We start from the raw sequence: 13,688 nt of genomic DNA on the forward strand, positions 1-13,688 counted from the left end.
ATATGGAAGAATATTCAACAAAAAAACAATAACAACAACGATTAGTTATCAACTAGTAAATTAGTTATATATATTAATATAATTAATAATAACTTAATTGGGTGTTTAAATTCTGATAAATTAATACATGGTTCTAATTGATCTAAATCTATTAGATATAACTGGCTTGTAACATAATTAAGTATTGATAAACATATATATCGAATTATTTATAGTACAATAAATGCCAATCTACAACAAATACAAACAAACCATATTGGTATGTTGATTTTAAATATTGATAATGTTAGGAGTATTAAACATGTCATAATTAGAATGATTTGTGTTTAGTTAATACTGAAACCGGAAAAAACATGAATGGGATAATATTAAATGTTTAAAACCTTAAATAAATTCAACATTGATGTATTTAAACCTGTATAAATTTATTAGGTGTAAATAAGAGATAAACTAACAAAGAGAAAATTAAAATCAGTTTTAACAAAAGTATTATTGTTAATCTATGGTAGATTATAAATATATAGGAACATTTATACATTAGATGTATTATTTGTTATCTTAATAATAATAGTTATTTAAATTAAAACTTAAATATTTGAATGGTGTTTAAATATGATATCGTATGGCATATCGAACATTTATCAAACATTTAGAAAATGGAAAGATATAACTTAAAAATAGTTCAATAAAGAATAATGAATTAAATGAGATTAAATGCTTTTAATGTATTGTATTAATATTATTCAATTTTTTGTTAATATGAATGAAAAGATAAATGACGTATAATTCTAGATATTAGAAACTAATATTTAGTAAACTTATTAAGACCTAATAAACCTAATAAAATTCTAAGAACTCATTCTTGCAAGGGGATTTATGAAATTTTTTGTAATATAATAAACCAACGAACAAAGAACCTCTCTGTGTTTGATTAATAAGCATAATTAACATAGCAGTTAGTAGAAATCAAGCACGTTTAGTAGATATTAAAGATATAGAGATAAAACAGTAATCTATGTTTAGATTTATATTTAAAGTTGATTCTTAAAACTAAGATATTTATATTATAACCTCTAGAGAACATCAAAATGAAGTAATCATTAAGTTAATTTAAGATAAGAATAAAACAAAAGTAACAAATCGAACAAATATTAAGGTGCAGATATAACAATTTAAAACATGATAAAAAAACGATTACTTGAATAACTCAAAACTATGTTCAAACGTTGTAATAGATAAAGAATACCATACACTTAGTAAGTCACTTGTTTTATAAACTAACTAACCTCGATTTGTAATTATTAACCATAGATATAAATTTAGATATAATGTCTATATTAGTTTTTCACATATTAAAATATCAATATTATAGAAATTATGAAATAACAAAACTATTAATATTAGGTTTTTTAAAAAGTGTTATTTAGGTTAATTTTAATAAATTTAAATAAGCGTAGTAAAAATTAATATTATTATATATCACATAAAAATAGATTAAATATTAACCAGATAAATGTTCTTAAGCGTTGTAACAATATATATAACCAAGACTTTGATTTAAATTAATCAATCAACAAATAATTGAAATTATAAAACTTCAAACTATAGACATCGATATTTTTGGTTTCTTTTGATGTTAACTGTTCTATTGGGATTAACATGTTGTTAGTTCTTAAATGAACTTTCTTAGGAGTTAAGTCCATATTTCTTGCATTACTAAATATGTAAGATTATGATAAAATATTAAATATGGTAGGTATATATACTATTCGTGTTTTTTTCCCGCATATTGTTATCATCTTGATTGTAATCTTGTTTTTATTAAGATCTAGATTTATTCTATTTTAGCAATCAATACATAATTGTATATACCTCGATTTAAGTTAATTTGATTAGCCAAGTAATTTAATAATGATAATATTTTGATATATTTATGCACCAATTTATATATTATATCTATATCATTATTGATGATAGGATTTATGGTTAGTACTTTTACTAAAGTTTTTTTATGATTTATATATAGTTCCAACAAAAAAATTTATCTCAAGTATAAATTGTTTTAAATCTAGATGTTTCATATTATTAATTCACATCATATTATTAGTAACTTGTATCTATTTTTATTGGTTGAATGTTCCAATTAATTGTTGATTGGTCGATAAAATTGATGTGATTATAACAACAAAATAACAAGTAGTCTTAGCATTTATTTAGTTATTTAATTTACTATGATATCTAATGTGTCTTATTCGTGTGTTTACTTCTAATCTATGTTGGTCCTAATCTTTTTTTTTTAAAATATTTTATTGATAAATAATATTATTAACAAAGTTGGGTATTATATTGTAATTGTGTTGTAACATATACTAATGTGATAACATGTTTGGACATATTTGAATATGTTGATAATAAATAGTTATATTTAGTATAAAATATAAAATTATATTAAGATTATATTGAGGTTAGTATATGCTTGATTAATTTTGAATGTGTATATAGATTTCTTAATAATCTATCAAAATAAACATACAGATTATATATATTGGTATGGGTTGAGATATCTGGATTGAGATGAATGATTTCTAACAGGTAAAGATAAAAAATAAATCAATCGTATAGATTGAATTGATACAGAATATTACTTGTAGAAGTACAACCAAGATATCATATAAATATCTGATAAACAAAAAAAACTCATTAGTAAATTTACCAATGAATCAAACAAATATAAATAAATTCACTAAGCTGTTAGCAACTAACAAGAAGAACAACTTTTGAAATTTTTAATCTAAAAAAAGATTTGAATAATTTGTCTTGAATGTTGTATTTTAAACATTTTAGTAAATAAGATGATATAAGGAATAGTTGGCAATTTAGTCTAATTCTGTAATCATTAGAATATCTCTTATTCATCTGATTGAATTTTTACTTAGTAATTAATATATAAATTGGTAAGGATAATATCTTATTAAACCGTAATGTTAATACTGAGTATATAAGAAGTTATAATACAATAAAAATTATTATCCTAACATTATAATTTAGTTATCATGAAGATAAATATTATAACACTGATAGGTAATTAAGAGTATATTTTAAAAATTTGACATTCAAATAACGAAAGAAGCCATTGATTATTTACTAATTTTGTTGTTTATGATCGATTAAATTAAGGTCTCATAGGATAATATATGTCATAGGATATATATGAAATAAGATAATAATATTAAATCCGATAATAAGTATATTAAGTTATTAATATTTAATTATATTATTATAAAGATTGGAATCTATATAATATTTTGTGATAGAACAATTATTAACAGATGTTATGTTTATGCAAACAAAATTATAATAGTTTTTTATATGCGAATATGTTCAGCCTATAATGACGTTATTATAAATTTTGATATTAAGAAATTATTCGAATATTGACAAGAAATAAAGAGAAAATTAATGGTATAAATTGTTATAAACAAGTGAACACACATAAAACTTAAAATAAAACTTAAATTGTAAGAAATAAAATATAAAGATAAACAGTTAATGTCATTAATGTTAAAACGAAAGATTTATTAAAACGATGAAGAGTAATTCATACTAGGTGAAATTAACATGTAGATATTGGTTGGAATAATAGAGAATAAGTATAACATTGGCAATAGAAATAATAAAACGGCATAGTTATAACTTAATTATTAGGTTTAAATAATGGTTCCTTTTTTTTTGAAGAGATAAGGTTCTATTATCGCTAATCATATTATTATTTACCATAATTACATTATAATTGAATATCTATTCATCTTAAATCGTTATATTTTAATTGATTTTTAAAAATAACTACATAAACAACAAGAATTGGAATAAACTTTACAAATTCTATTTAGAATTTTATTTAATGTATATAAACAATAGTTTATGTAGGAAATAATCTATTAAATGAATTGATCTCTAAGTCTAACATCATATGCTATCAGATATTTGTTTCAGAGTATTAAGAATAGGTAATTCTTGATTTAAGTTAAGGTGTATTTCTCTTTTTTAAAGATTAAAAATTTTGTTGAATTAATATTTTGGTTTAATAGCTCACGAACTAGTGGATAAAATGTTGGGATATAACCACAACATCCGATAAAGTCAACACAGATGTTTCCGCTAATCCAATCTATACATATATTATATATAGTATATTATATGTCATCTATGTCATCTATATAACTAATGTTAGATGGAATTTTATGTTTATCAATTATGTAAATGGACGTTGGTTCGGAATTGAATCAGTAATTTGTTAAATAATGATAAATATTATTGATCATAACATATTGGTATGATCCATACACGATTGGGTAAACTTATAAAGATAAGGTGAATATTATAATCAGTTAATACTAGTAAATCATAGCTGTTATTAATAGTTTATATTTTGTTGAAGAAATAATGATAATGTCAGCATGTCGGAATTGAATATTTATTTAATCATAAAAAATGATTAGGATTTGAAAGGAAACAAATCATTATAATATTGTTCATGATGTCGTAGTCTACAATTTAGGTAATAAAATCAAGATAGACAAGTAAGATGATATGTTAGAAATTAATAAAACAGGGGTAATTGTTGATGGTAACATCGGTTACAACCGATATAAGCTTAGACCAATAGTTGTTGTCTTATTCCAAATATAAGGTGAGTTGAGATATATATGTGGTTAAATGAATTGAATAAGAACTAATTTATCTAAAATATTAATATCAAATACAAAACAAAATTCTAATTATAAACAGGCTGTTGTTGATATTAATTCTAGTTACAGTTTTTTAAATAATGAAATATTTGTATTTTTAATAAGTTATTAGATTGGTAATTAATTACATTTATTAGCAACTTCAATAATAAAATAAATACTTTAACTTATAAAGCTTATAATTATTTTATATATTTCAAATATTAGCGGTCGTTATAATATTAATTATAATTCTATGTTATAAAATAGTAAAAATGTTGTTATCTTATAAACAAATGGTAATTACTCTTAAGATTTATATAAATAAATATACCGCTTGTGACGTATTTCTGTATACGTTTATTTGTTTAAAGTTATAAAATATTAGATGTCTCTAGAAGAGATCGGCTGTTATACTAAAACAATATCAACATCGATGATGTTGAAACTATAATTTATGTACTTAATTGGTAATAAGTTTAATTCCAGCTCAAACATGTTTACAACATAAATTGAAGGATTAGATTCAAGAAAATTAATTTAAATCTTAACTATAAAGATACTAATAATAAATTATAAATTTGTTAGGCTTATTAGAATAATTAAAATATTGGATATATTCAATGATGTGGTTCATTTGGTTATTTCTTATCGTTTAGTTAAGACAAATACAATTTTGAGAAAATAAATGATACGGTGGATTAAAATAATTATTCCTATGTATATAATTATAGGTAATGTCTAAGATCTTGTAATCAAGAATCATATGTTCATGTTAATTGTTTGTTTAAATTACTTTACAAGAAAGATTTAGTAACCATTATAAAATTGATAAAAGTAGTTAAATCCAAACAATGTATTTAAGATACTGAAACATAGATCATAAACTTAATAAGTAAATAGAACATATTGTAGAAACTAATAGCCAGTCAATGTTAAACCTTTATAATATTTGTGGTACTTGTTGGTGAATGATTAGGGAGAAATAATTATAAATGTTGTAAGTTCGATTGATGTTATGGAATCATGTTAGAAATAGGTAGATATTATATAATCTTTTATTAAATGTTTGGCGTAATTACTAGAATACTATCAATCTTGTTGAGTCTTGCTGAGAATTAAATTAAAACATCTTGGAATACAAGTTAACAACAAAAAACTTGTTAAATTAATATATAAAAGATGAAGAATATAGATGATAGAACCAAAACGTTTATATAATTCTTCGATAACATTCTTCGATAACAGTACATATGTTAATACTGATATTTTATATGGTGCTGCCAATAGTTTATCAATAGTATGGGTAGTTTATTAATTTCGAAGTTAGTTATGTCTAATGATTTGGGCTATGAAGGTAGTCAGTTTATATTCTTTCTTTATTTTGTTGTTGTTTAGATTAATTTATAGTGACATTGATGTTAATAAAAGGAACGTTTAATAACTATGGTTCTATAACGAGATGGATCTTATATCCCCACTATCTAATGCTAATTATTATACTTATAGATTAGTAGATCTAGTTATATTTGTAAGTATATTGGCATGTATTCTATCTATAATTATTTTATCAAACTTTATCTCAATGATTATAACACAAAAAAAATAAGATTTATTAAAATGTCACTTATAGCTTGGATGTTGTTAAGTTACAACTTTATTATTTAAAATAATGTTAGCGTTAGTAAATACTATTATAACTATTTATGTTTTGGATAGAAGATGCAACACAGTATTCTATGAACTTTAAGTAGGAAGTAATCTTACAATGTTTTAACATTTGTTTGGATTTTTGACATCCGAAAGTCTATACATTAATACTACCAAACGTTTGAAATAGTAAGTGGATTATATCTAAACTTTCAGGTAAATCTAATCTTTGAAAGATCTGGTATAACATTATTAATTATGTTTATAGTATTATATAGGTATGGATGTTTTAGTTTATTACATGTATACTGTGAGACTTATGATTTAAATTGATGAGTATATTTTATAATCTCAACAGTGATGGTTGTTATTCTAGTTGGAATTAAGGTGTTTTCTTGACTTGGTATCTATGTGAGTTGGTAATCTTCATTTAAGATATCCTATGATAAGAGTATTAAGAATTTGTAATATTGTTTATTGTATGATGATTTAACTGGAATACAATTAGCTAATACTACTTTAATTAAGGTATTACGTGACATATATCTATGTTGCTTCCTATTTCCATTATATGTCGTTCTGTCACATTAATACTTATTGTCATAACAGGATGATATTATTGGTTCCAATAGAAATATTTAAATTAATGTCTAATACAACATTATGCATATTTATGCGTAGTTATAACATTTATAGCTTTAAATACAAATATTTTCTACCATCAACTCTTTTAAAAGTATCATGGAATACCAATGAGGGAGTATAAATTACGTCAAGGTTTATAGTGATTAAAACAAAGATGTCAACATATGGTGCATATTTTGTTATTATCTAGCATTTTTGTTGTTGTTTTTTTTCACATTATTATCGATCTCTCAAGTTAGACGGTAAAATTTGTGTTAACAAATCTATGATATAAATGTTATCAATAAGCTCAAAATTAATTCGTGAATTAAATATTATAATATCATTTTAATAGTAGGTTTATTTCTACTTTAATAACAGATATAAAAAATGTTCTGAGCTTAATCTATCGGAATTCCAAAAAAAAAGAGATGTTAATCTTGACGAGAACCTACGTTATCAATCTATTCAACTAAATATTATTTACCTAAATTAATAAAACGTTAACCTATGTTACTTTAATCATAATATAAATTATATAATTTTAATATTTGGACAGTAATAAAAAACTGAAATGTAAATTTAGGAATAAATATAAGTGATAACTATTATATTAGTGGGATAACTAATAACATTATACTACTTTCAGTAAGTAAATATTTCTTATAAATTATTCATAGTTTGTACCAACAAGATAACAATACCTTAATATACCAATTCTGTGTGATAATATTAATCGTCTTACATTCATGATTTAAATATAAATTTCAATGATGAGACTAAGAATGGAAGAAAAAACCTTAACATAAATTTAAAATAATATGAAAATATGATAGAGTTAATTCTAACAAGAAACTTACTATATTGTTAGCTATGTTGATAGCTAATATAGTGGTTTAATAATCTTATATTAATAATAAGTTATTATGACATTTATACGATATTAATAGTTAATTAAAAGTAAAAAATTAATAATTTTGAAACACTGAGTATATTATGTTAGTCTTTTTTGTTAGAATTATGTATTTTATTATTAAAAGTTATAGATTACATATTGTTGTTGTAATCGTTTTAAGTGATGAGTTTAGCTGATAGAATTTATATCTTTAATTAATTAGTTTTTTTGTTTTCATAATCTCTAATTTTTTAAAATATATTAGTATAAACATCGGTGTCTATTAACATAGTAGTTAGTTGTTAATGTTACTTATCTGGACCAACGTTGTTAATTAAAGTGGGCTTAAGATATTAACAAATATATTGACAAAAGATTAGGTCCTTTATAAGACATATATTATAATTTTTAAAAACCAAGTGTTAATTTAATATCCATTAGAATAAGATTTTACTATTAATCAAGGATCAACACTAGGTGATAAGTTTTGTTTAGTACATTTTGTAATTTTTTATTAATTTTAACATCAAACATTAATAACGCCATCAAATATATGTTTAAAATATTTAATTCATAATTCAATATATTTCGTTTTATCAGTGTTAAATTAATATATTCTAGATACCATTATTAATAATATCCCGTCAACATCGCGTTTATATTAACATATGTTTTAAGTTTTTTTATAATTTACTGATATATATAATCCAGATTTATAAGTTATCCAGTAGTTTCAAATAATAGAGATAATTTGGACTTATATATCAATACATCTAAATCTGTTACTAACAAACAAATGATATTGAGAGTATCATCACAATCTAAATTCTAAGGCCTGTATTTATTTAAAATTTTTATTCTATTAAGTTTAAACAATGAATTCTTTAAGTCTAACGTTACTAATACGATCTATTTCTTTGCCATACTAACGACTTAACATCATAGATATGTTAGTACTTTGTTAGATTTGTTGTTCTTGTTGGTTTGGTCATTTAAATTTATTCTTTATCTTATTTTATAATATTGTTTATTTTTCAATATCATAACTCAGAATTAACTAAGTCTTCATTACTAAGTCATCACTTTGATGATTCAACATTAAGTAAAATTTTCTTCTTTTATTCGAATTATACATCTTCTTATGAACTAAACACCTATTAAAAACTATTACCTAAAATCTTATTATTTCTATCAAATTAATTAAATACACGTCAACAACCAACAATCTGATTGTGCTTACTATACCTCTAACTACGTTAGAATAACGAATCATTACAACATCATGAATGTTTTAGATTACTTCTATCCTATATCGTTTTAAATTTAATTCAAATCATTCAATTATTAGTTTATTCAAATAATCAACTAATATATTCTTGTTATCCTGAATTAAATTTACAATAAATATTTGATGTGTGGTTTATTTATTAATTCTAATCTCAGATAATGATTTTATGTGTAATATTTTAAGATAAAATTTAATATCAAGCTATAAAACCAACATTTGCTATCATGAACATAAAGAAATCTCTTAATTATTTTTATTCTTTCAAGACTGTTTCTTAATCTAAATCTTAGGTCGAATTTCAATAATCTAATGCTATGTATTAATTTAATATTTTTTTTTAATTATTTTTATCGCTTATAACACTAATTAAATTAAATCGTTTTAAAAATTACTAAACTATAAAATAATTAATTATATCAAATAGTTAAAACATCTACCAATAACAAAATAGGTAACAAATAATTTGTTTGGAGATAGAATAAGTTTAACTGATATTAATACCTTTATTGTGAACGGGATCCACTATGATAAAAAAATAAGTTTAAACAAAGCCATATTGAAACCTATTATGTTAGGAATATGGCATGATGTTGGGATATTGAATATGAATAAGATAATATTATCATTAGAATCAGCATTAAACTTAATTTTTACTAAAATATCTCAAGGTAAACGTTTATTATTTATTGGTAATGAGCATTTAGATCTTAACTCAATTGGATATTATTTATCTAATACAAATCAATATTTTGTTATGAAACCAATAGGTGGATTACTATCTAATTGAAATACTTTTAGAACAGCAAAAACATGATCAACTCATTATCAAGAAAGATCAATTAGAACTAGAGATAGACGTTTATCAGATTTTTATCACAGAAAATCAAGCGATATAATATCATTGTTTGCCAATTCATCAAAACTTGAGGAACTACCAGATGTTATAGTGTTATTTTGTAATGAAGGATCGGAAGTAATAATTAAAGATGCAAATACTATAGGTATACCGATTATTGGTGTAACATCGTTGGAAAGTAATTTAGATGGAATAAAATATCCAATTCTAATCAATAATGATTCAAAACAAGCGATATCTTTTATTTGTAAGTTATTTTGAAATATTATTGAAAAAGCAAACATGATTTGGAGAAAATATTTAAATGAATCTGATACTAAGAATATATTAAACAACATTGGTAAACATAAACTAAATTCAGTATGCTTGAGATTTAGAAAGAAGTTTATAGAAGATAAACGATTGATAATATCCGTTTATAACAATCCGAATATGATACATAAGATACTAGATTTGAATCTAGAAAACATCTTTACTCTTTTAAGAAATTATAATAAATTTACACCATTAAAAGTGGTGGTTAATAATTTAAAACATAAAATAATATCAATGTTAAAAACTAATGATTCCCGTTATGTTAATCTTGTCTTGTTTGTTAATAAAATTATAAAAGATTTAGAGATTATGATGGCATTAGTTAAAAATAAATATAACAAATATCTATTAAATAATCAAGTGGTAACTTATAGATTCTAACTATGATGGACGGAAATTATATTAAATTAATAATAACTTTAAGAAAACAAACTGGATTAAGTATCTCATACTGTAAAGAGGTTATCAGTAAACACAATGGTAACTATATCGATGCGTTAAGAACTGCACAAATCGAAAGTAATAGATTATTAACATATGATGTAAATGGTGATCACTTTATAAGTTGAATTGGTACAAGATTCGGCTTATATATTTTTAAATTAACAACAAAATCCGAGGTATATAATAATCGAAGTATATGAGAACTAAGAAACAAACTAAACAAAATTATTCAAAATCACCAATTAAATTCTGAAAAAATCTTAAATATAAACGTTGTTAATGATCTGGTAATAGCTTCATGTGTTGGCTTAAAATATAGTAATAATACCTTTGGATTATATTTTCATGAAAAGATAAATGAATTTATATGTAAAAAATTTGCTATATCCGTTATCTCGTCATATCCATGTAACAGAAAGAAATTAATTGTTCTAGCAAGGATATTTAGTCGACAAGTTCTAAGCTATTATGTTATATATAAAAAGGTTGTTGACATTAAAACAATTCTAAAATCCGAATGTTTATATAACACCAAACAAACTATGGGTAATATTATTAATAAGTTTTCAAGCTTAAACAAATGTTTTGTTGGTATTCAACGCGTGTTTATTATGGCATAGATGCATAAATATGACGTAAATTATTTATTAATGTGAATTATTATTACTTACATAGTATGTTTATCAATTACCATCACAACGTTGTGTCGATTTATTTCCATTAATCTTACCGTTATTAATTAATTCAAAAACAAAAAATAAATACATTTAACTTAATATATAGATGTGATATGTCAACGGTACATAAATACCCAATAACATCTATTTTTAGGATAGTAACATACTAGTTCTTAGTTAGAATCTCTTCCCATTAATTCATGTTATAATCGTTTTATAAACGGTTCAATGTTATGTTAATCTGTAATGAAGATAATAGAAATCGTAAGTATATCCATTAGAGGTGTTTAGCTATTAAAAAAGTTAAAAGAAAATTAGACACCCCTTTGCATATAATGATAATGTGCTTAAATTATTAACATCATACGGTTTCATCAATTGTCGTATTAACATTTAAATAATTGGAAATTAAAAATTAATCTCATTATTACCAACATTGTAAATCACTTATCTTACATCTTATTAAACACTACTTTTCGATAGCAACAAATACAACAAGTTGACACTTATATAGTAAATTTCTTTCAACATTTAAATTATTTTATTCTTTTAAATCTTCAAAGTAATTTTATCACTTCAACTACTTATTGCTGCTAACCACCGAAGACGATGTATACATCATGATTGATATTAATATAAATTACAACAACAAAATAATGAATAACATCCAATATAACCAAAATTATATCTTTTTAGACCATATACGTTTGTAACCTATAATATAAGTTTAATAAGTAAAATACATTAAATTATTGGAAATTATATTAAATTATTGGAAATATTAATACCAAATATGATTAAATGCTTAAATCAAATTTAATATCATTAACTAACATAATACTTCCTTTGGAATAAGAAACATACATTAAATATATTATAAATATTTTTATGGAACTAAACGTTTAGACATGTAGTTTTAATTTCACTATTAGCATCTTATGTATTTAGTTACTAATAAATCTATAGTTAATAGAATTCATTAAGTAATGTTGTCGTGATATACTATTCAATCTAATTCAAACATGTTATTACGTTAATAACCAATACAACGTTGTAATAACAGAAGTTCTTACTTACTTTATTAATAATAGATTATAACAACTTATTAATATAGTGTTAACCTCATCAATTCTAATTTATTTAATCAAATGAAATACATGGACCGATATATAATATAATAATCAATAATTTTTTACATATAAACTATATATCCTAATTATAACATCTAAAGAACTACCAATATAAACAGTAATTATTATAACTGAATTCGATTTATAGAAGTTGTAATCTTAATAACAATGACATTATGCCCATAATATCACCTCATAAAACAGGATAAATGATAACAAATTTTTTGTTTCTAAATCAAAAATATATATAATATAATATTAATATTAAATTTACTAATAATGTTTTAATCAAACTAACAACATAACACCATATCTCATCAAGGAAAATATCATTAATATAATTAGTCTCCTAATCTATCTTGTTTGTTGTTAAATCTGTTTATTTTGTATTAAAAATTAATAATAACGAAAAAATATATTAAAATCAAACATATTGAACATTAAACATATTAAACATCAATATGTTGAACATATCAGTTTGAAACATAAGTAATAAGAATTAATCCAAATGATGTTAATATGTTTATAGTTTATTCAATTATATATATTTTTTATCTACATGTAAAATCAACTGTTATAACATCAGAATATTAACATTGTTTATATAAAAACTGAAATACCTTATAATTATTTATAAAATTAATTAACAATATCCATTTTCTCTCAGTTACAACGTTATACATAACTTCCATCGTCTTGATCAGTCCATCTAAATTAATAGATTGTTATTACTAATATAATTAATAGTTAAATAACAGCTTACTTAATAACCAACAGTGTAAAAAATTAATGTTATTTGATATACTTTATTAAATAATTTAAGTTTTTAAAAATACTTATCAACATCGGCAACAACATATCGTACCCTGATTATTATAATACATATATATATTTTAATATTAAGTGAACATTTCAAACGTTGATATAAATTTCAATAAAACAAACCAAGTACTTACTTTGTTATTATTCTGTTTATTATAATGAGATTTGGTTAGAATCACTTATATAATCTCAATTCAATCGATAATGATATAAATATTAAATTACGTTAAATAATAAAAAATTATTCTAATAATTTACAT

3 protein-coding genes are annotated in these 13,688 nt (G+C 22.1%); all 3 read left to right on the forward strand.

Features of this window, described 5'->3' with window-relative positions:
- The first annotated feature begins 5,922 nt into the window (after window positions 1-5,922).
- The 3 genes from MAGTDC_RS05390 to MAGTDC_RS01325 all read left to right on the forward strand — a co-directional run bounded on the left by MAGTDC_RS05390 (window position 5,923) and on the right by MAGTDC_RS01325 (window position 11,419).
- Window positions 5,923-6,045, forward strand: coding sequence for a hypothetical protein (locus tag MAGTDC_RS05390; RefSeq protein ID WP_278046899.1), 123 nt, complete (start codon window positions 5,923-5,925; stop codon window positions 6,043-6,045).
- Window positions 6,046-9,647: 3,602 nt separating this feature from the next.
- Entirely contained in the window at window positions 9,648-10,736 is a 1,089-nt protein-coding gene (gene rpsB / locus MAGTDC_RS01320) for a 30S ribosomal protein S2 (protein ID WP_146656718.1), read from the forward strand.
- A 5-nt stretch (window positions 10,737-10,741) separates the two neighbouring features.
- A complete protein-coding gene (locus tag MAGTDC_RS01325; RefSeq protein ID WP_146656719.1) occupies window positions 10,742-11,419 on the forward strand; it encodes a UBA domain-containing protein in 678 nt (225 codons plus the stop codon).
- The last annotated feature ends 2,269 nt before the right edge of the window (window positions 11,420-13,688 follow it).

The sequence above is a fragment of the Candidatus Hodgkinia cicadicola genome (assembly GCF_002774925.1).